Annotated in this window: 18 protein-coding genes; 4 read left to right on the top strand and 14 right to left on the bottom strand. The window is 55.0% G+C overall.

The genetic code is table 11. The features are described from left to right. Nucleotides 1–51: 51 nt before the first annotated feature. Nucleotides 52–795 (bottom strand): WecB/TagA/CpsF family glycosyltransferase, encoded by a 744-nt coding sequence (locus tag DL346_RS11575; RefSeq protein ID WP_112882281.1) that lies wholly within the window; start codon nucleotides 793–795, stop codon nucleotides 52–54. A gap of 142 nt (nucleotides 796–937) precedes the next feature. Between DL346_RS11575 and DL346_RS11580 the strand changes: the two genes are divergently transcribed. Together DL346_RS11580 and DL346_RS11585 are read left to right on the top strand one after the other, a co-directional pair. Beyond that, nucleotides 938–1,660 carry an SDR family oxidoreductase gene (locus tag DL346_RS11580; RefSeq protein ID WP_112882282.1) on the top strand — a complete coding sequence of 241 codons (723 nt, stop codon included), beginning with the start codon at nucleotides 938–940 and terminating at the stop codon, nucleotides 1,658–1,660. 25 nt (nucleotides 1,661–1,685) lie between these two features. Further along, nucleotides 1,686–2,324: a ThuA domain-containing protein gene (locus DL346_RS11585; protein WP_165822483.1), complete on the top strand. Its 639-nt coding sequence runs from the start codon at nucleotides 1,686–1,688 to the stop codon at nucleotides 2,322–2,324. Here the strand turns inward: DL346_RS11585 and DL346_RS11590 are convergent. From DL346_RS11590 to DL346_RS11600, 3 genes are all read right to left on the bottom strand, one after another. After that, nucleotides 2,319–2,726, bottom strand: coding sequence for a DivIVA domain-containing protein (locus DL346_RS11590; RefSeq protein ID WP_112882284.1), 408 nt, complete (start codon nucleotides 2,724–2,726; stop codon nucleotides 2,319–2,321). The genes DL346_RS11585 and DL346_RS11590 overlap by 6 nt on opposite strands. Before the next feature lie 155 nt (nucleotides 2,727–2,881). Then, nucleotides 2,882–3,703, bottom strand: a complete 822-nt coding sequence (locus DL346_RS11595) for a GNAT family N-acetyltransferase (protein WP_165822484.1) — start codon at nucleotides 3,701–3,703, stop codon at nucleotides 2,882–2,884. 187 nt (nucleotides 3,704–3,890) lie between these two features. Beyond that, nucleotides 3,891–5,681, bottom strand: a complete 1,791-nt coding sequence (locus DL346_RS11600) for an AAA family ATPase (protein ID WP_112882286.1) — start codon at nucleotides 5,679–5,681, stop codon at nucleotides 3,891–3,893. Between the two features lie 253 nt (nucleotides 5,682–5,934). Between DL346_RS11600 and DL346_RS11605 the strand changes: the two genes are divergently transcribed. Together DL346_RS11605 and DL346_RS11610 are read left to right on the top strand one after the other, a co-directional pair. Beyond that, a complete protein-coding gene (locus tag DL346_RS11605; RefSeq protein WP_112882287.1) occupies nucleotides 5,935–6,771 on the top strand; it encodes an AraC family transcriptional regulator in 837 nt (278 codons plus the stop codon). A gap of 50 nt (nucleotides 6,772–6,821) precedes the next feature. After that, nucleotides 6,822–7,184, top strand: coding sequence for a VOC family protein (locus DL346_RS11610; RefSeq protein ID WP_112882288.1), 363 nt, complete (start codon nucleotides 6,822–6,824; stop codon nucleotides 7,182–7,184). 74 nt (nucleotides 7,185–7,258) lie between these two features. On the opposite strand, the gene DL346_RS11615 is transcribed toward DL346_RS11610, so the two are convergent. From DL346_RS11615 to DL346_RS11660, 10 genes are all read right to left on the bottom strand, one after another. Then, nucleotides 7,259–8,071, bottom strand: a complete 813-nt coding sequence (locus tag DL346_RS11615; RefSeq protein ID WP_112882289.1) for an AAC(3) family N-acetyltransferase — start codon at nucleotides 8,069–8,071, stop codon at nucleotides 7,259–7,261. Continuing rightward, the gene (locus DL346_RS11620) at nucleotides 8,061–8,948 is read right to left on the bottom strand and encodes a proline iminopeptidase-family hydrolase (protein ID WP_112882290.1); all 888 of its coding nucleotides are present in this window, start codon (nucleotides 8,946–8,948) and stop codon (nucleotides 8,061–8,063) included. Before DL346_RS11620 ends, DL346_RS11615 begins: the two co-directional genes overlap by 11 nt. Before the next feature lie 100 nt (nucleotides 8,949–9,048). Then, a complete protein-coding gene (locus DL346_RS11625; RefSeq protein ID WP_165822485.1) occupies nucleotides 9,049–9,597 on the bottom strand; it encodes a QcrA and Rieske domain-containing protein in 549 nt (182 codons plus the stop codon). Between the two features lie 126 nt (nucleotides 9,598–9,723). Beyond that, nucleotides 9,724–10,992: an alpha-L-fucosidase gene (locus DL346_RS11630; RefSeq protein WP_112882292.1), complete on the bottom strand. Its 1,269-nt coding sequence runs from the start codon at nucleotides 10,990–10,992 to the stop codon at nucleotides 9,724–9,726. 7 nt (nucleotides 10,993–10,999) lie between these two features. Continuing rightward, entirely contained in the window at nucleotides 11,000–13,006 is a 2,007-nt protein-coding gene (locus DL346_RS11635) for a right-handed parallel beta-helix repeat-containing protein (protein ID WP_112882293.1), read from the bottom strand. Nucleotides 13,007–13,013: 7 nt separating this feature from the next. Further along, the gene (locus DL346_RS11640) at nucleotides 13,014–15,905 is read right to left on the bottom strand and encodes a beta-galactosidase (RefSeq protein ID WP_112882294.1); all 2,892 of its coding nucleotides are present in this window, start codon (nucleotides 15,903–15,905) and stop codon (nucleotides 13,014–13,016) included. Nucleotides 15,906–15,997: 92 nt separating this feature from the next. Then, the gene (locus DL346_RS11645) at nucleotides 15,998–17,746 is read right to left on the bottom strand and encodes a type 2 periplasmic-binding domain-containing protein (protein ID WP_112882295.1); all 1,749 of its coding nucleotides are present in this window, start codon (nucleotides 17,744–17,746) and stop codon (nucleotides 15,998–16,000) included. A 73-nt stretch (nucleotides 17,747–17,819) separates the two neighbouring features. Beyond that, nucleotides 17,820–18,698, bottom strand: a complete 879-nt coding sequence (locus DL346_RS11650) for a carbohydrate ABC transporter permease (RefSeq protein WP_112882296.1) — start codon at nucleotides 18,696–18,698, stop codon at nucleotides 17,820–17,822. Between the two features lie 19 nt (nucleotides 18,699–18,717). Beyond that, nucleotides 18,718–19,623 carry an ABC transporter permease subunit gene (locus tag DL346_RS11655; protein ID WP_240633135.1) on the bottom strand — a complete coding sequence of 302 codons (906 nt, stop codon included), beginning with the start codon at nucleotides 19,621–19,623 and terminating at the stop codon, nucleotides 18,718–18,720. Nucleotides 19,624–19,787: 164 nt separating this feature from the next. Continuing rightward, entirely contained in the window at nucleotides 19,788–21,491 is a 1,704-nt protein-coding gene (locus DL346_RS11660; protein ID WP_165822486.1) for an extracellular solute-binding protein, read from the bottom strand. Nucleotides 21,492–21,515 lie beyond the last annotated feature (24 nt).

Here is a 21,515-nt window from a genome sequence, read left to right on the forward strand (position 1 = left end):
ATTTTGTCTGTAAGAGCGGCGTTAGGGTGCTCGTATCCGTTCCTCAAACCATCAACGCTTGTCCCTAAACACCAGCGCGCTAACCGCAAACCGCGGCAGCAACAGCTGCCTCCGCCATCTGGACGGCTGATTGAGCAAGCGGAACAGCCATTCCAGGTTCCATTTTCGCCAGATCGCCGGGGCGCGTTTCACCGTTCCGGCAACGATATCGAGGCTGCCTCCGACACCGATTGCTACCTTCGCGTTCAGCCGATTTTTGTACCGATAAATAAACTGCTCCGCCTTTGGAGCGCCTAGTGCGACGACAAGCACATCCGGACGGAGCTTCGCAATCTCCGAAACGATGCGCTCCCCTTCTTCCTCGCCGAAATATCCGTGATGCCTCCCTGTCACCAACGCGTTCGGGCAGCTCCGCTCAATCTTTTCCGCAGCCAGCTTGCTCGTCGTTTCGCTGGCGCCAAGCAAATAATAACTTACGCGTCTTGTATGCTTGGGCCCAGAATCCAGCAATCGCAGCAGCAAATCGCACCCGGTTACCCGTTCGGGGAGCGGATTGCCTTTCAATTGCGAGACCATCACGATACCGATTCCATCCGCTGTGAGCAGCCCCGCATCGTCTACGATCGAACGCAAATGAGAGTCATGCCTGCACGCCATCGCTATTTCCGGATTGAGCGTCACGACATGGTACAGCTCATCGCTATTTTCTTCTATGACATGAAGAATCCGTTCAACGGTTTCTTCCATCGTCAGTTTGGGAACCGGGATTCCCAGAATGCTTGAATATGAGGTCATCTTCTTGTCCGCCTTTTCGTTTCATTGTTCACACCTTATCCAAATATAACCTGTAGACGCGCCTTAAAAAAGAGTAAAATGGAAAAAGGGTCCTAATACACAAGTGGCCTCAATTTCACCGCTGAAGGAGATGGCAGGTTCCATGAAACGGTATGCCTTCGTGACCGGCGCAGACCGCGGACTCGGCTTTGCGCTAGTGAAGGGATTGCTAAGTCGGGATTATCATGTCATTGCCGGCCGCTATATGGAAGACAATAGGGAGCTTGCAGATCTTGCTGAAGAATGGCAAGACCGGCTTTTCCTCGTGGAGCTCGACGTCTCCAGCGATCAAAGCGTCGCCCATGCGGCTGCACAATTAACCCGCATTACGGACACCTTGGAACTAGTCATCAATAACGCAGGTATACTAGGCGATATTCAAGCGACGATCTTGGACCCGCTTCCTTTTGCCGAAATGCAGCACGTATACAATGTCAATACGCTCGGGCCGCTTCGCGTCACCAACGCTCTTGCGCCGCTAGTGCTTCGCGGTCAATCGAAGCTGTTCGTGCAGATCTCCTCGGAGGCCGGCAGCATCGCCGATTGCAAGCGCACAAGCTGGTTCGGCTATTGCATGTCGAAGACGGCCGTGAACATGCAGGCCGCGCTCATTCATAACGAAGTAAAGAAGTTTGGCGGTCAAGTGCTGCTCCTCCACCCGGGCTGGGTGCAGTCCTATATGAGCGGCACGTTGAATACGGAAGCTACCCTTACTGCCGATGAATCCGCTGCTCACATCATGGACCGCATTCAGGAATTGGAGAACGCCGCTCCCGGAGAGAAGCCGCTATATCGGGATTATTCAGGAAATGAATTGCCGTGGTAAGCTGCAGAAAGCGAGGAATCATGCGATGAACACACCAAAACATGTTCTTGTGCTGGGCGACGACGCAAGCGCGCCATACCACCCCCTAAGCAACATTAAAGACGAGCTCGCCGCCATACTTGGGGATCGGTACGCAATCGATATGACCGATAAATATTGCGCGCTGGACCCGGAAATCATCCATGCTTACGACCTCATGATTTCATACACCGACTGCTGGACGGCCCCGGTTACGAAGAAACAGGCCGCATCGCTCATTCAATTCGTACAATGCGGAGGCAGCCTGCTTATCATCCATAACGGTATCTCGCTGCAGTCACGCGAGGAATGCGCAAGGCTGATCGGCGGCAAGTTCACCGGACACCCGGATTATCAGCGCCTGGACTTCCGGAAGACGGATATCGAGCATCCGGTTACATACGGAATCGAGCCCTTCTCGCTCGACGAAGAACCGTATCAATTCGAGTTTTATCCGGAGGCAAACGTCGAGGTGCTGCTTGAGTACAAGCTCGACGACCGCCGCATTCCGGCTGCATGGACAGCGGCCCGCGGGCAAGGCCGGATCGTTTATTTGATGCCGGGCCACCATAAGCCGTCTTTCCTTCATCCGTCCTGCAGAACGCTCATTCAAAACAGCGCGCAATGGCTTACCTCGACATCATAGGCTGCGGAGCAGCTTCTCCATCTCCGTATAATCGCTAACAATCAGATCCAAATAATGATCGACCTCAAATTCCCGGTACCCGCCGATCAGCTGTTTCTTGAATTTTTTATGGCGTACGCTGTTCGCATGAAGCGCAATACGCTCATGCAGCTGTTCTTTGGCGGGCGGGAGGTCGTTCAAGTCAACGAATTTGACGAGGCCTTTGCTTGCATTTAACAGAATGCGTCCGCCGTTCGCGTTCTCCATGATCAAATCCAGATGGTCGTCTACAAAGCCGATATGAGGCGCGTTCGCCTTAAGCTTGATCTCTGTGATGGAATAACCGCGGTCAAGCTGCTCCTGATAGGCTTTTTTCAATTGAGGGAACTTGGGAATTAACGCGGTCAGCTGATCATAAAGCATGTCGTTCTTTCCTTCCGCTGTGAAGTTGCTGAGTTCACCCTATTTTCCCCCAATCACGCCCATACAACATCTCCACAGCAAAAAAGGGACTCTGACCGATCCATCCCGTGGATGAATCGGCTATAGATTCCCTTTACGTTATGCCTGCAGGCGCGTTATGCGCTGTTTGGGCTGAAGGTCATTTCGGAAATTTGGCCGGCAGGCACGAAGCCGATGGTCCGGTACGCTTTATTAGATGCCGGATTGCTTAAGTCGGCATACAGCATCGGCGTCAATCCCTCTGCCAGCAGCTGTTCCGACACCGCGGCAACGACCGCTCCGGCATACCCTTTTCTACGTTGTTTGATAGGCGTAAATACGGCGTTGATCCGTCCGTGTCTCGGAGCCCGATGGGCGATATTGGCCATCGAGACGATTTCTCCGTCCAAGCGCCACACATACAGCCCGCCTTTCTTGACGAGTCCGCTAGCCGCTTCGATTTGGCTCTCCGCCTCGACCGTTCTCCCGAATGCCTCTTGCTCGAATCCGGACAAAAACTCCGCAATCGTATCCACATCCCCGAGCGTCGCCATGCCCGCGCTTCCTTTCACTAGATGCGGGCGGTGCAGTGCCGGACAGGCATACGATTCCATCGCCATCTTCGTGAAGTACCGAAAATCGTTGGATCTGGAATAGACGCTTGCAAAATGGTATGCGGCGTGCGGTGCTGCGGAAATGCCGGGCAGCGGGTGACTGCCCAGCTGATGGACCAGCTCCTCGAGGAGTCCCTTCTCTTGATCTGCAGGCACGTCCCTTGCAATCCACAACCAGCCGTTATACCCTGGCGTCTGAGCGAACAGCACTTTGCCATCTTCCGTGCGCACGCAATAGGAACCCTCTTGCTCTGTAATCAGATGCAGCAAATTATATTGCACTTCATCGCGGATAAATGGAAGCTCTCCCAAGAACTTGTCACCCGGCTCCAATTTCACAAACATGCTTGTCCTCCTTGACGCTAGTGATGCGCTGACGCACGATATGTATATCCACTGTCTTGGGTAAGTAATTCGAGTTATTCCGTCGATTTCCTTTGTCTTATTTACTGACTTTTTTGTGACTTTTGGCATAAGAAAGCAGCGGCCGCCCGTTGGACAGCCGCTGCGGTTAACCGGTATAAGGTTACAATCAATCTTCCGGTTTCTCCGGTCCTTCAGGCTCCTTCTCCTCATCTTCTTCCGGCGAAGCTTCAAGCGTTTCCGGTTCCTCCGGTTCTTCCTGCTTTTCTTCCGCTTCCTTCGCCTTGACCGGAATGTCGAAAATCGTGGTGCGCACGATCGGCGGCTCCGGACGGGTTTGACCATACAATTGAAAATAGAGCTGCTCAATCTCTTCGCCGTTCAAGTCATCCTGGCTCAGCAGCTTATCTGCGATGGCATGCACGAATTCGGTATGGTCAGATACCAGTTTCTTAACTTGATTCATCATATCCTTGAGCAGCTCGTTAATCTTCGGACGAAGCGATCTTAGCGCATCGGCATGGGAGCCGACCGCCAGAAAACTGAACAGCTCATCGCCCATACCGATCGCGCCCAAATAGGCGCCGGCCATGTTCGTCGCCTGCTGCAGGTCGGAAGTAACGCCGTTTAATTTTTTCCCAAGGAACAGCTCTTCCACCGCTCTGGCGGCAAGACATACTTGAATGCTTGCAAGAATCTCGCTGTCGCTCCGGTTATAACGCTCATGCATCGGCTTCGTTGCAGCCAGGCCCAGCGCATTGCCCCGACGGACGATCGTGACCTTCCACACGCGGTCATGAGGCTTTAACAAGTACTGGGCAACCGCATGACCGGCTTCGTGATAGGCGACGTTTCGTCTTTCGTCGCTCAGCATCGATCGAAGCGGCTGCTTGAGGCCCCATTCGTAGGTTTCCATCGCAACGCGGAAATCGCTGTACCCGGCGATCAACACGCCGCGCTGGTGGGCAATGACGACGGTTTCGTTGACGATATGCTTGATTTGCGCCGGGCTGTAGCCGATCGTATCAAGCGAAGCCTTCTCCGGAGTGAGCGAGGCATCATGCCTTACTTTTTTGAGGTAATATTGGAAAACGTCAATGCGTCCGTCATAATCGGGGGTATCCACCCACAGCTGCCGGTCAAACCGTCCCGGCCGAAGCAGCGCACTGTCGAGCACATCGGGAAGGTTCGTCGCGGCGATCGTCAAGACGGCCGGACGCTCGGCTTTCTTGCGGCGCAAGCCGAGGAAACGAAGCATTTTCGCGATCCTTGAATTATCGATGTTCGGCGGATCCATCTGCAGCAGCAGCTCGTTAAGCAGCCCCGAACCGCCGCCCATGCCTAACATGCCGCCCATCATGCCTCCGCCAGATTGCCGCTTCATGCCGATCGCGTCGACTTCGTCGATAAAGATGATGCAGGCGCCATACATTTTGGCCATTTTCCTAGCTTTTGCGTAAATCCGCATGACTTTCAGGTTACCGACGCCAAAGAACATGTTCTGGAAGCTCGGTGCAGATGCGTATGCGAAAGGAACCTGCGCCTCGTTCGCAATGACCTGCGCAAGGTAAGATTTCCCGGTACCCGGTGGTCCGCACAGCAGAAAGCCCCGAATGGCTTCGCCGCCCATTTCCTTGAACTCTTTGACGCCTTTAAGCAGGAGAACGATTCGCTTCGCATTCTCCACGATTTCGGGATTCCCCCGGTAATCGTCCCAGGTGGAGCCGGTTTCGCCCGGTAGAATCCAGTACGTCCTGCCTCTGGCCAGAAACCAGAACAAGGCAGCGAACTGGACGATCATGAACATCATGGCAAACAGCAGCTGAAATATGAGCATGACAACGGTGTACGTTACACTCCAAACCTGTGGCCCCCCACTCCACACCAACACGATTATGGTGACGATGACGGCTAGCCTGATGAGGAATTTACGCCACTTGATCCACTGATAACTCCTCATGGCCTCACTTCCTTTTCCTATGGATGGAATGTCTGCTTGTTTGCCTATTTGATTGTGTTACTCATTTTTACTTAGTAATCATTGAAAATATGCTTGTTCGCCTGACAAGAAACCAGCTTGAACGCATCTGTAATCGAAATGAAATACTAGAAACCTGACATCGAAAAAAAGAACGGATGCCATAAATTTAGCGGGCATATGGTAAAATACGTTTATCCTTTTACGGAAACCGTTCGATTGCCGGAGGCCGCCAATGCACTACGAAGAACGACAACCTGCGGCGCAGCTGCAGCCATTTATCAAATGCATCTGGCATTTGGAACGGGATTACTCGTTGCCCGGGGCGAATGAGGTGCTGTGGCCGGATGGCTGCCAGGAAATCATCTTCCATTACGGCAGCAGCTATCGGCCAAAGGGCGGCGCGGAGCTGCCTTCAGCCTTCTTGATCGGACAGCTGACCCGTTATCACGAACTGATTGCGAATGGACCTATCCGATTGTTTGGCGTACGAATGCTCCCTTGGGGCTTGAAGCCGTTGTTTGGGATCGACCCGAAGCCCTGTCTCGATACGTTTGTGCCGTTATCCGAAGCTTTTGGTGAGCAAACAGTCTCGGAATTGACGGCTCGCTTGGCTGAATGCAGCCTTGACGAGGCCGTTCATGCGCTTGAATGCTTCTTGCTCGCTCTGCTCGATGCCTCGCCACCGGCGGCGGCCGATATGAACCTCATCGAGGCGCTATCTCCCCTGTACCGGCAGCCGATGGACGTTGACGTGCAGCAAGCCGTGCTTCAGAGCGGGTATTCCCAGCGGCAATTCGAGCGAAAATGCGTCGAATTGATCGGCATGCCGCCGAAACGGCTGCATCTTATCGCGAGATTTAATCAGGCGCGGCTGCGCATTTTCTGGAATCCTGCGATCGATCTGCATCAATGCATGCTTGATATGGGGTATTATGACTACGCGCATTTTTCTAAGGCCTTCAAGCAATGCCTGGGCATCACGCCGGCTGAATACCAGCGCTGGATCGGGGCGAGGTCGAAGGCGTTTACGGATGAGGAGCATGTCGTTTTTTTACAAGACGAAGGTTGACTGGGAATGATAGCATTGGGCTTGACCGAACCAATCAAGGAGGATTTACGATGATTACAAAGATCGCAACAGCAGCCGTATATGTAGAGGATCAGCAGAAAGCCAAGCAATTCTGGACCGAGAAGGTCGGCTTCGACCTTGTACGCGAAACGCCGATGGGTCCAGGTGCCGCCTGGCTTGAGGTTGCACCGAAAGGCGCGGAATCGGCGCTGGTCATTTACCCGAAAGCGATGATGAAGAACTGGAGCGAGCTTAAGCCTTCCATCGTCTTCGAATGCACGGACATTGAAGCGACATACGAAAAAATGACGGCAAACGGAGTGAAATTCGAAGGCCCGCTGCAAAAGATGCAATGGGGCACGTTCGCCACGTTTTATGATGAGGATGGGAATCAGTTCCTCATGAAGGGATAAGGGCACGGAGAGCAGCACGCAAAAAGACCTTCCATCATCCTAGATGACGGAAGGTCTTTTACGTTCTCTACCCCTTATCGCCGATAATGCGCGAGCCAATGGACGCCATAATCGACCAGCTCCCGCTGAGGCAAGAGCTTCACCTCGGCATCGCCGATACGCCGCGTCCTTACGACGGTGCTGCCAAGCTCTTCGTCAAACGCTTCACCCAACATGTCGAAGTCGTCGGAGTTGACGTTGATATCCGGAAAGGTTACCCACTGCCGAACACCATCGGCCTCAATCGGCGCACCAAGCGTGACTTCGCTTCTGCCTGCGTAATCCGACCGGTATTCGGACAGGTGAAACGATGTGTTATTGGCGTGCCCCGTGCCGAGCAGCAGGACATAAGCGCCGCATTCGTACAGCCTAGCCAGCGGCGAGCCTTCGCCCAACCCGTAAGCAAGCGAGTGGTGCCCGGTTATGAACTGCGCCTTCGGTCCTCTTGCCGTGAACGAAACCTGCGGATGATAGCTTCGCAGCGTTCCTTGCTGGCGGCGGAAGCATTCCGCCAAGAGCCCCATCCCCCGCGTGACGGTAAGATCGGGCGAGAATGCAGGCATCTCGTCGCGGATCGTTTGCCACCAAGCTTCAGGCACCGGCGGATTGGACCATAGCGCGGGATCCGACAGATCCGAGCTATGCGCCGGCATGACCAGGGTCCCTTCTTCGCCGACCGCATCCTCAAGCGCCAGAACTACCGCCTCCGGTGCGCCGACGATCCATCGGTTGAAAGCATTCAACGAGGAATGGACGAGCAGCGTCATCCCTTTCGTCACCCCAAGCAGCGCCAGTTCCCGGGCGATCGAAGCGCGGGTTAATGGAAATTCCGAACCATTAATGATCATCCCGCCCGTCTGCCTCCCTCAAAAATTGACGCACGACCCGCAGGTATGCTTCCGTTTCTTCCAAATAGGCCATATGTGAGCTCTCCTCAAATACATGAAGCCGGGCGTTCGGAACCAGCGACCGGTAATGCTCCGTCGCCTCCGGCGTTGCTTCATCATATCTGCCGCACAAGAACAAGGCCGGTATGCGGATTTCATGCAACCGCGGCGTGACGTCATACGTCTTCAGATTGCCGGTCGGACAAAATTCGGACGGTCCCCACATCGTCATATACACGTTCTTGTTTCCTTTCGGCCTGCTCTCGGTCACAATCGCCGGCCATGGCTCAAGCCTGCATACATGACGGTTATAGAATACCTTCATGGCTTCTTGATACTCCTTGGAATCCGTCGTCCCTTCCGACTCATGGCGGGCAATCGACCGCTGCTCGTCTTCCGGCAGCTGCGCCAGCAGCCGGTCGGCATCTTCCTTCCAGCGCAAGGCGCTGAGGCACGGGCTGGACAAGATCACGCTGCGTATCCCCTGCGGCTTCCGATCAATCAAATACGATGAAGCAAGCATCGTTCCCCACGAATGCCCGAGCAGATGCAGCTCGTCCAGGCCAAGCGCTTTCCGGACGCAGGCAAGCTCCTCGACAAACCGTTCCGTCCTCCATAGTGCCGCATCCTCTGGCCGATCGGATCGACCTGAGCCAAGCTGGTCGTAGAAAATAACCGGACGCTCATCCGCCAGCGCGCCAAGCGCCGACTTGAGCGGATCATGCACATTGCCGGGGCCGCCATGCATGACGAGCAGCGGCGTGTTTCCGTTGTCGCCGACTTGCACGTACCACACTCTGCCACCGGGCACATCCACATAGCCTTCACGATTCGCCATGTCGGCTTCCTCCCTATCGATTCCTTAATGACATCAATCATCGCAATTCTCTTAAATCCTACATGATTCGGGAGGATGTGCGCAACATGAAGGCTCGCCTCTAAGCTTCTGTTTGCCTGATCGGCTTCATCATATCAAAGTACACCGTGCTTCCTTCGATAATCGGCTCGTATAAATCCAGTCTGTTCAAGCCAAGATTGATCGAATGCCCTCTATGGTCGAATTGTGCGCCGTGGCAGGGACATTGAAAATAGAGCTGACCATCCTTTGCCTCGTGAAATCCCACATCTGTCGACGGCGCGATCGTGCATCCCAAATGAGTGCACGCAGGCGACATAATGAGTACGCTGCCGTCCGCTTCGGTTGTAACGAAAACAAAGCCTTTCACCGGCTTGGAGTTCCAAGCATCCTCATAGACAGCCTCATAGTTCATCCTCTTCACGGTATTTAATGACCTTAACCATTCGAGCTCGCCAAGCTCCACTATATGGCCTGGGCGCGCCCCGCTGCCCAAACCGCGGTGCTTATGCGCGCCATATACGAATAATCCGGTTGTTCCCGCCAGCAATCCGGCAATACCGACTGCCAGCTTGGCCGAAGAACCGAGAAAGGCTCTTCTCGAAATCTTGTCCGGCAAATGATCGCTCATGTAGAACACCTCCACATTTACCATATTACTCCAGGCCAATCAGAAAGAGAAGGCGGTACAACAGCCGGAACGCTTGCTCGAACAAGCATCCGGCGCGATGTACCGCCAACTATTTAATGACATGAATTAGATCTCTTCGCTAAGTTCAAGCTCTACAACGGTATTGATCTCATCGGGCAAAGACGCGCTGCTGAAGCTGATAAACGCGTCCTCGGGATATTCCCAGGCATTCCAAGGCGTTTCGACTTTGATTTCCGATCCGTCGGCCAACAGTCTCGCCCGTTTGATCTTCCCTTGCAGGCCGCGGAAATTGATGGGGCCCATCCCTCTGTCGTAGATATGGGCATAGATCAGATTGCCACGCTGCGTATAACGCCCCCACTCAGGCTTCGCCAGCTTGCAAGGGCCGCAACCGTATACGCTGGCACCGTTGGCGTCCATCCATTTGCCGACTTCATTCAAAATGTCGACCGATTGCCGCGGGATTTCCCCTTTGGCATTGGGACCGACGTTAAGGAGCAGGTTGCCGCCTTTGCTCACGCACTCAACCAGCCCGCGGATGACGGTTTGCGGTGATTTGTAATTGGTGTCGCTCGCACAATACCCCCAATGATCGTTCAGCGTAATGCAGGACTCCCAGGATAGCGGCTCGCCAGCTTCATTCACAACGCCCTCAGGCGGGAGCAGCTGCTCCGGGCTCATGAAATCGCCGGCATAGATCTCCGGCTCCGAAGCTTTCATATTGCCGCCAAGCCGGTTGTCGATGACGATGTCCGGCTGGATGCTCCGCATCATGCGCACGAGCTCGGAAGATTTCCATTTCTCCCCGATCATGTCGTCGTAGGAAAAGTCGAACCACATCACGTCGATCGTGCCATAGTTCGTGAGCAGCTCTTTAACCTGGCCATGCATGTAAGTCAAGTAGCGCTCAAACTCCCCGCGGTGGTCGCGGTAGGATTCGTTATCGCGCATCGGATGGATTTTGTCGCCGAAGTGCGGGTAATCCTGATGATGCCAATCAATAATGGAATAATAGAGCCCGACACGCAGTCCTTCCTCGCGGAAAGCTTCGATGTATTCGCGGATCAAATCCCGGCCGGCCGGCGTATTCGTCGCTTTGTAATCCGTCAGCTTGCTATCGAACAAGCAGAAGCCGTCATGGTGCTTCGCCGTCATAACCGCGTACTTCATGCCCGCTTCTTTGGCCGTTCTGGCCCACTTCTTCGCATCGTATTTAACGGGGTTAAATTCTTCGAAGAAAGGCTGATATTCCGCCACCGACATTTTCTCGAGGCTCCGCACCCACTCGCCGCGAGCAGGTATCGCATACAAGCCCCAATGAACAAACATCCCGAACCGATCGTTCATAAACCATCTCACATGTGATGCCGTCATATCGTTTCTACTCCCCCGCAATAGGATCCTTGCTGCCGTTCATGCATCGTTTGTAGATCTCGGCGAAACGCCCCTCGCAGCCTGCGTCTGCGAACGACAGCGGTTCGATTCCTCGCTGCCATGCCGGAGATTTGGCCGCATAGCCGAAATCGCCTGCCGCGGCATCCGTAACCATCGGGTCCCCAAAGCCGTTTCCATCGCTCTGCTCCAAATCGGTTACTTCAATCGGTTTATAATGAAAATAGTGCTTGAACACCTGGCGGCCGCTTCTGCTGTAAAATAGGTTGTTCCGCAAGGAGGTTATGCCATCGGACTTCGAATACGCGGACATGTACGGATGGGAATCGTACTCCTCCGAGACCAGACCTCCCGGATTGCCTTTAGGCGAATGGATCTCGATTGCATCGGCAATGAGTATATTCCGCTCGAACGCCACGCCGAACGAATTCAATACCGATACCGTTTGCAGCCCTCGATCCATAAAAATATTGTTCGCAAACTTGCAATCCTTCGTCATATGGCTGAGCATCGGAACGCCAAGATTGACGGCCAAGTTGCCGGTTACGGCACAATTGGTACATTTCTCGTCCAAGTAATACGCGTATCGCCGGACTTTCTCGTGCGCCGCAGACGGTCCGGAACCGGCTTCGCCGCCGCTTAGCCTGCCGAACACCGCGTTGCCGCTGACGTTCACGTTATCGCTATACCAGCACACATAAATCGCCGAGCCGTCCTTCATGAAGGACATGGTGTCGTACAGCAAATTCCCTTGAATGACGGAATTGGGACTACTGCTCGCAATGCCGCTGTAGGGCGTATTATAAATCTCGTTTTGCGTGATGGCATGATCCGTTCCGTCGGAGTTGATGGCAATTGCGCTCAGGTAAGCCATGCCGATGTCATGAATCCGCGAGCGTTCAAGCTGAATCCGCTCGCCGCTCCACTGAATGCCGCCTGCTCCCGTATGATGAATGTGGCAATCGTGCAGCCTTATCCCCTTTCCGTTCAGCTTGAACGCCCAGCCGCCCGTATTTCGCACGGTGACACGCTCAAACTCGATCTCGCTCACCTCTTCGCCATGAATGGCTGCGCTTACCGAGAGAGCGCCGAAACCGCCCGCGGACAGCTGCGTAGCTGCGCTGGAAAAGGTAAGGCCTTGAAGCCTGATCCGGTGTGCCCCCGTTTCCAATACTAATAGATGCTCGTGCCGCGGAATAACGACATGAATATGGTCCGCCTCCTCGCCGGGCAGCGGCCAATACACCAGCTTCTCGTTCGTCCGGTCAAGGTACCATTGGCCGGGGCGCTTCATCCCTTCCTTCACGTTCCAGACGACATACGTGCGTGCATTCTCATTCCGTTCGAAGAACGCGCCGGGCGGATGTCCCGGTGCATTCTTGAACGTAATTTCGACCCCTTGCTCCGCTTCCTTTACGGCATCAACGCCAACGAGCGACTCATCCCATTCGTGGTAAATCGTCAGCTCCGCATTGTGAACGTCCAACCACGTCCCGACATCCTCCCGCTTCACGCGTATCGACATCATCTCTTCCGTCGTCGGTTTGCGCGCCCAGCCGCCGGCAAACGTGGACAGCCATTCGACCTTGAACTCGTTGAAGTGGCGGAACGCCCCTGCCTCAGGAAGCCTTGAACGCTGACGGAACCGGCCATCCACCTCGATCGCGCGGAAATCCAGCCTGCGGTCGCGGACACCGGGAACCGGCGCAGTCAGCCAGTCCCCTTCACGCTGCCAAGCGGTAACCGGAACGCCGCCATGCAGAACCGGCTGCTCGCCGGGATAGGCTTCGATCGATAGCCCCTCATCCGCCGATGTAAGTCTCAAGCATACATCGTAGTAATTGCCGCCTCGCAAAATGACTCGTTTCGGCAACTCCGGGCCAGCCTCGCGAGTACGCGAAATCGCCTCAAACAACGTTCTTACCGGCTGCTCCTCCGTACCGGCATTCGAATCAAGCCCTTGCGGCGCGACATAAATTGCCTTGTGTTCCGTCAATTTGCTCTCATCCCTTCTGCGCGCCTTCTAAATCGAATTGCAATTTCACGGAGCACCATTGCCCGCTCTCGCCAAACACGAGCGACGTATTCTGCGGGTTCAAGCCGAGTTCCTCGAAGATGACGAGCTCATTGTGCGCTTTCATCCAGCTCCGCGGCAAATAATATTGATCCTGCGTACCGCCGTAAGCCCACATCCGCCCGACATTATGACCGTTCAAGAAGATCTGGCCCTTCTGCAGCTCCCCGATCTGCAAATAAACCGGGCGCTCGCCTGCCGGCAGCGGAAACCGCGCGCTCAAGTACGCCGGACGCAGCAGCCGCCCTTTCCGGGCTAACCGGCTGCCCGCCGGAAGGAGCACGAGGAGTCCTTCCTCTTCCTTCTGCTGGCTGCCGACAAGCTGCGAAGCGGTGAAATCGCCGCTGCCCTCCCAGCGCTTCCACTGCCAATTGGTCAGCTGGCCGGATTGCGGCGCGGCATAGACCGACATGTTTTCTTTAACGGACTCCGGCGTACCTTCGGCATAGTGGATCCGAACCGTCGGAGCCGTACCGGCATAGGAAGCCGGCAGCTGCCAGGTGATCCACCGCTTAATTTGCGAAAACATCGTCCACGGCGAATCCGGATACGACATCGGCAGCACTTCTTCGCCATTGACCGTCACCCACGCCTTGACGCCGTGCATCAGAATAAACGCCTGGTCCCCCGGCTTGATCGGCAGCTCAAACTCGACAGCCGGCAGCGGCAGCTTTTCCCGGTAATGGCGGTTGTACAGGAAATTGAAGGCTTGTTCGGACATCGGAAGAGGATCCGCTTCCCGCATCTGCTCGATCTGAAGTCTGCGCGAGCCGACCATGACCGGTCCTTGGATGCCTACGGCGATCGGGACATCGTAATTGTGGCCAAGGTCATCCGACAAGAAGACGAACCGGTTTCTGCCTTTCTTCAAGCGGACGGTCAGCTCCTCGAACGCCCAATCGGCCGGATGGCCGTATTCGTCGCGCATGCGCACCGACCGGCGCTCCGCGTGCGTCCCGCACAGCTGGCCGTTCACAAAGACGGTCACCCGCGTAGGCGCATGGCTGAGGAACATCGTTTCGACGCGCTCTTCCACGCTTTCCAGCTCCGCGCTGTACCACAGATAGCCTTGGACGACGCCTAAAGCCTCATGGGAGCAAGGCTGCTCAAGCGGAGCCCATCCGTCGCCGCCCGAAGGCTGTACTTCGGCGCACGGAGCGATTCGCCAATCCCGCAGCTCCGGCAGCTCGGCTTGCGGAATCACCGGCTTGAAGGCGAAGCTGACTGGCTGGCCGGCTGCATCCAGATAGAAGACCTCCGGCGTACGGTCGCTCACGCGGATGTCCAAGGAACCGTCCGTAAGCAGCTCGCCTGCGTAATCCGGTCCGAACGCGATCGCATCGCCCACGATCCAGCATCTTCTGGCCATTTCCTCATCGACGACGATGATGCCGATACCGGCTGCGGTCGCGCGCTGTACCTTGCGTCTCTGCACAAGGAGCTGCTGCTCTTGGCCATTGATGCTGATGACGCCCTCCGTGCCCGCAGGTCCGAATAGAATGAGCGTTTTCTTCGCCTCGCTGAACGCAAGCAAGCATAGATTGCTGTAATCGACCGTCACGGCAGAGCCGGAGCCAGATCCAGCGCCTGAGCCCATAAGCTCTAGCTCAACCGGCAGCACGGCTGCGGAAACTTCCCCGAAGCGCACGGTCAGCTGCTTCCCGTCCCGCAGCGTGACCGCTGCTTCCTTCCTCGCATCCGCGGCCGATACGAACGCGAACGCGCCGCCCGCGCCGCTGTCGCGGACGACAAGCCGCACGCCTTCGCCGCACTGCATGCCGCCGCGGTCTTCCAGCTCCTCGCTGCCCGCCAGATAGCGGCTGAACTGTCCGATAAACAAATTCGCCGGACGAACCGCGTAGTATTTGTCCGTCAGCTTCCCGGCTTCGCCGACCGGATAGCCGGAGGCATAGGAGGTCGCAATGTTATTGCCGCCCCAGAAGCCGAAGTTCGTGCCGCCTTCGAACATGTAATAACAAACCTGCGTACCGGCGGACGTATACTCGTAGACGGCGCGGGCGAGTTCCAGCCGGTTCGGCCAATCGCTCACTTTGTTGCCCCAATAAATCGGCGCGCCGCACCAAAATTCCGTCGTAATCAGCGGTGCGTTCGGCTGCTTGCGCTTCAGATCGTAAACCGGTTCCACCTCGACATGGTGGTTGTAGGTCAGAATCATGGACCCATTGAGGAACTGGTCGGCCTCATCCGTCGAATCGTTAATCTTGACCGTAGTCGGCGTCGCGCCGTGCACATTGCAGCCCAAGACCGGAATATCGATCCCATGCCGCTCATAGATCGCGTTGATATTGCGGAGGTAGCGGCGCATCGACTCGTCCCAGCCGCCAGGGTATTCGTTCTCGTTCTGGATCGTAATGACCGGTCCGCCCTTCGTAACCTGACGCTCGCTGATGACCGGAATCAGCCGGTCGAACCAATGCTCTACAGCGGCCATATAGACCGGGTCGTCTTCACGGAACCGCAGGACAGGCTTGGCGCACAGCCAAGCCGGAATGCCGCCGCCGTCCCACTCGCTGCATATATAAGGACCCGGGCGCAGCATGGCGTACATGCCGAGCTCCCCGATCAAATCGATATAGCCGGCGAGATCCTTGTCGCCTTCCAATTCATATACGCCCTCTGTCACCTCATGGAAATTCCATGGCACATACGTGCAAATCGTGTTGAGCCCGGCGCGCTTGGCCCGAAGCAGCACGTCCCGCCACTCGCCGCGCGGATAGCGGAAATAATGGATTTCGCCGCCGACGATCCAGATCCGTTCCCCATCGCGAATAAATGATTTTCCGTCATAACCCATGTTCATCGCTAAACGCACCTCAATCTGATGAAATAAAAAGCGCCGGACAAGTTGATGCTCAACAGTCCGGCGCCGCTCGTTAACGCCTATTATAGGGGTTACTCAAACTTCGCTTTCGCTTCGTCGAACGCTTTGAGCTGCCATTGATAGTACTCATCCGCGCCCGCCTCGTTCAGCTTTTCGATCAGCTTTTGCTGTCTTGCCTTATAGTCTTCATCGTTTTTGGATTTCAGAACGATTTCCGGAATGCCTTTCGTGATCAGGTCATCCAGCTTCGTTTGAATCCGCTTGATATCGTCCGGCGGTGCCGCCATTGCCGCTTGGATGTCCTGCGGAATGACGTCGAGCGTCTTCACCTGGCCGGCATCCGCGTATTTCTTATAAGCGGCGGCCGGGTAAGCAACGCCATAGTGGTCGGAGTAATCTTTATTCAGGGTATTCAGTCTCGTTGCGTACACCTCAGGCGTATTGAACAGGTTGACCGGGAAGCCGTCGCTCAGAACCGTATTATCGGTAAGGCCTTGCTGGTTCGCCATCATGTTAATGCCTGTTTTCTTCCAAGGATCGCCGCCGGCTTTTTGCAATTCGACGACCTCAGGCTTCATTTGCGGCTTGCCGTCTACGAGATCCCAGTGCACGCCTTGGATGCCGCTCTCGATCAGACGAGAGCCTTGCTCCGAGGACAGGAAGTTGATCAGATCCATCGCGCGGGCCGGATCTTTACAGTTGGACGTAATCGCCCAAGCGCGGTCGCCCCAGCCAGCGACCGTGGAGCCGCCAACCCAGGAGAAGCCCCAATCCAGCGGAATCGTAACAAAGCCTTTGTCCGGACCTTCTTTAAGCAGCTCGGCGTTGGCGTTCGTGAACGGCCATGTAGCGATGGCGTTCAGCAGCGTGCCTTGGGTAGCCTTCGTCACGAGATCCTCGTATTTGGCCGTGAACGCATCCGGGTCAAGAATCCCTTTTTGCTTCGCTTTATACAAGAATTCAGACGTATCCCAGAAACCGCTCTTCTCGATATCCGTGTAATTGTTGACAACAGGATCGCCGGAGTTGGTCAGCAGCCCCATGCTGTTAAGTCCCCATGTGCCCCAGTCGTTCCAAATGGCCGTACCGTATACTTTCTTGCCGTCCTTGTTCGTCGGATGCTTCTCGACCATGGCGGCTAGAATGTTAACCATGTCATCGATGCTTTTCACTTCCGGATAGCCGAGCTCCTTGTAGTAATCCCAGCGCACGTTAAAGCCGATTTGCTGGTCGAAGCCCCAACCTGCATTGCCGGTTTGAACAGGAATCACATACAGCTTGCCGGTGTCGTTGCTCCAGAACTGCTTGCTGTACGCCAAGCTTTTCTCGAAGATCGGCTTCTGGATGTCCGGTCCGTTCGATGCCACCAGGTCGTCGAGCGGAATGATGTGATTGCCCTCAATCATATCTTTCAGGTAAGTCGTATTGATGTGCTTGACTTGAATGATGTCCGGCAAGTCGCCGCCCGCCAGCTGAACCTTGAATTTCTCTTCATCGAATGTTTCGAGATCCATCGTGACGCCGGTTTGCTTGACGATCTCGTTGTAAACCTCCGTACCTTCAAAGTCCTTCGTCGTGCTGTTCACTTGGACCTTGAACGTAATCGGCGCTTTCGTCTGTTCCGCAGGGGCGTTCGTTGCACCGTCATTCGCCGCGGCGTTGTTGTTTGTTTCCGCAGGCGTGTTCCCGTTCTCCGACGCAGCCGGCGCATTCGTTTCGGCCGTATTATTGCCGTTGTTGCCGCTGCAACCCGACAGCACAACCAGCATGGCGGCCAGAGTCATTAACGCTTTGCCGCGAAATGCTTTCTTTACCTTCATACCATGACCTCCTGATTATTTGTAATTTCTATGATGATAGCTGCGTATGGGCGAGCTATTGCATCCGTACGGGTTAGCCTTTAATCGCGCCAAGCATAAGCCCTTTGACAAAGAAACGCTGAAGGAACGGGTACACGAGCATGACCGGAAGCGTAACGACCATCGTAATCGTGATGCGGATGGAATCCGGCGAGATTTTGGATGCGAGGCCGCGGTTCAAATCACTCATGTTGCTGCTGGATACAATGCGCTGCGCATCGGTTAAGTAGTTGTACAGAATCAATTGAAGCGTTTGCAGGTTGTCGTTGGACACCAGGAAGTAGTTGTCGTACCACGTATTCCACTGCCCCACTGAAGCGAACACGGCGATCGTCGCGACGATCGGCATCGAGAGCGGGAAGATGACATGGGTGAAGATTTTGAAATAACCGGCGCCGTCCATCATGGCCGACTCTTCAAGAGCCTGCGGAAGCTGCTCGATGAAGGTCTTCAGCAGCACGACGTAGTAAGCGACAACCGCGCCCGGCAGGATGTAGAGCAGGAAGTTGTTTTTCAAGCCCAGCTCTTTCATCGTGATGTACCACGGGATCAAGCCGGCGTTGAAATACATCGTAATGACAAGGAAGCGGTAGATGGTTTTGCGCAAATACAGCTCATTCTTCGTCACGGCATAAGCGAACCACGAGCAGCAAGCAATGGTAAGGAGCGTGCCGAGCACCGTCCGAAGCACGGAGATCATGAAGGAATGGAACATATTGTCGAGCTTGAAGATCGTCGAGTAATTGACCAGCGTGAACCCTTCCGGGATCAGAAACACGCCCTTGAGCGCTTCCTGCGGATCGCTGAACGAGTAGATGAGAATGTAATAGAACGGATAGACGCATATGATCGTGAACAAGATTTGAACGGTATAGTTAAACACATCGAACGCGAGCGAGGAATCTTTTTTCATAGGTTGTTATGACCTCCAGCTAGAATACCGAATGGCCTCTCACTTTCTTCGAAAGCGCATTCATCAAGAATAGTAACAGGATGCTGATGAGCGATTTGGCGATGCCGATTGCCGTACCGAAGGAAATCTCTCCGGTCGTTATGCCGACCCGGTAAACGTAGTAATCGAGTGCTTCGATCCGATCGGCGACGAGCGAATTGTAGAAGACGAAGTTTTGCTCGAAGCCGGATGCGCCGTTGGAGAGCACGCTCGCGACATTCAGAAGCAGCAGGACGAAGAACGTCGGCATAATGCCCGGCACGGTAATCGCCATGATCCGCTGAAACCGGCCCGCTCCGTCGACTTTGGCCGCATCGTACAGCTCTTGATCGATTCCGGCGATCGCGGCGAGATAAATGATCGCGCCCCAGCCTAAGCTCTTCCAAATGGTAATCGCGGTTTGGAACCACCAGGTTGCGGCGGCATTGCCCATCACGGTCGTCGGTTCATCGATCCAGCCCAGCCTCATCAGCACCTCGTTCACCAAGCCGCCGGAGGAGAACATGAAGAATGCCAGCGAGTACACGATAATCCAGCTAATAAAATTCGGCAGCGTCGTCAGCGTCTGCACGAGCTTCTGAAACTTTTTGCTTCTCAGCTCGTTAAGCAGGATCGCGAAGATGACGGACAGAGGGGATGCCAGAATGGACAGAAAGCTAAGTGCGAGCGTGTTGGTAAGAACCCGCAGCAGGTCTTCCTTCTCCTCGATCGCCCATTTGAAAAACTTCAATCCTACGAACTCCGTCTGCGAGAGCGGGATGCCCGGCTTGTAATCGTAGAAAGCGTAGATCCAGCCGAACAGCGGAATGTAGTTGAAGGCGAACACCAGGAGGATAAACGGTATGACCATCAGTAACAGCGTGATGCGGCTTGCCTTGTATTTCATCTCTCTGATCACTCCATCGCTTCTTTTTCTATACCAAGTATAAGAAATTGCACTAGAGGTAAATATGGAGTTTTCTACGATTTTTGGACTCAAAAAAGCTCACCCTCTGCAGCCTGATGCTGAAGAGGGTGAGCCTATATAGGCGATTTGCCGCCGCGATCGTTCTATCGGTTCGCTAGCCGGGCCCGCGATTGCTCGTATTCCCGCTTGAACCAGTCGAAATACGTATTCGCGCCTGCTTCGATGAGCTTGTCGATCAATTCCTGGCGGTTGGCTTTGAACGCGTCGTCGTTCTCGGAGCCGAGCACGACGACGGGCATGCCCTTCACAAGCAGCTCGTCGACCTTGGTCTGGATCCGCTTGATATCGTCAGGCTGCGAAGGCATTGCGCTCAGAACATCCTGCGGAATATTCGCCAGCGTCTTTACCTTGCCCTGCTCGACAAGCCGCTTGTACGCTTCGGCCGGGTATTTGACGCCATAATGCTCGACGTAGTCTTTGTTCAGCGAGTTGAGCTTCGTTGCGAACACTTCCGGCGTATTGAACAGATTGACGATGCCGCCGTCGCTCAGCTTCGAATAGTCGGAAAGTCCCTGCTGGTTGGCGATCATGCCGATGCCGGTTTTCTTCCAGTCGTCGCCGCCGGCGGACGCGAGCGCTACCGTTGCCTGCTTCAAGACCGGCTTGCTGTCCACATAATCCCAATGGACGCCTTCGATTCCGCTGCCGATCAGGCGCGAGCCCTGCTCGGAGACAAGAAAATTGATCAAATCCATGGCCCGCTCCGGATATTTGCAGTTCGCCGAGATGGCAAAGGCGCGGTCGCTCCAACCGGAGACCGATGTTCCGCCGACATTCGTAAAACCCCATTCCAGCGGTATCGTCACGAAGCCTTTGTCCGGCCCTTCCTTAAGCAGCTCCGCGTTGGCGCGCGTGAACGGCCATGTCGCAATGGACGAGATGAGCGTGCCTTCCGAGGCTTTGGCGACGATGTCGTTATATTTAGCCGTGAAAGCATCCGGATCCAGAATGCCCTTCTGCTGCGCTTTGTACAAGAAGAGCGCGGTATCCCAAATGCTGCTATGTTCCGCATTGGTATAATCGTTGACCAGCTGCTGGGTATTCACGTTGTACATCCCGTTGCCCGTAATGAGCCCCATGCTCCGGATGCCCCACGTGCCCCAATCGTTCCACATGCTGACGCCGTATACTTTCTTGCCGTCCTTCGTCGTGCCATGCTTCTCGACCATCTCGGCGAGAACGTTCACCATATCGTCGATCGACTCGATCTTGGGATAGCCGAGCTCCTTGTAATAGTCCCATCTGACGTTGAAGCCGACCTGCTGCTCGAAGCCGAAATCGCTGCTGCCGATTTGGACCGGGATCATATACAGCTTGTTCGTGTTGTCGCTCCAGAACGTCCGCATATAATCCAAGCTTTTCTCATACAAGGGCTGCTGCAGTTCGGGCCCGTTCGTCTTAATCAGATCGTCGAGCGGGATGATGTTGCCCCCTTCGATGAGCTCCTTCATGTTCTTGTTCGGAACTTGAATGATGTCGGGCAAATCGCCGCCTGCCAGCTCGACCTTGAACTTCTGTTCGTCATACATTTCTATGTTCATCTTTACGCCGGTCAGCCGCTCGATTTCGTTGTAAACTTCCGTATTTTCAAAATCATTGCCGACGCTGCTCAGCTGGACCTTGAGCGTCACCGGCTCCTTGCCCGTCGTCAAGGCCGCGTCCTCGGTTTCCGTCCGGGCATTCTGCTGCTTCATGGCCTTCTCGCCCGCATCTCCGCATCCGGTCAATACGGTCAGCATGACGGTCATTAAGATCGCTAGCCGGGGTCTTCTAGCTGGAAGCTTCAAGCTGATCTCCTCCATTCTTCGATG

It is taken from the genome of Paenibacillus montanisoli (assembly GCF_003268025.1).
GTDB classification, from domain to species: Bacteria; Bacillota; Bacilli; order Paenibacillales; family Paenibacillaceae; genus Paenibacillus_Z; species Paenibacillus_Z montanisoli.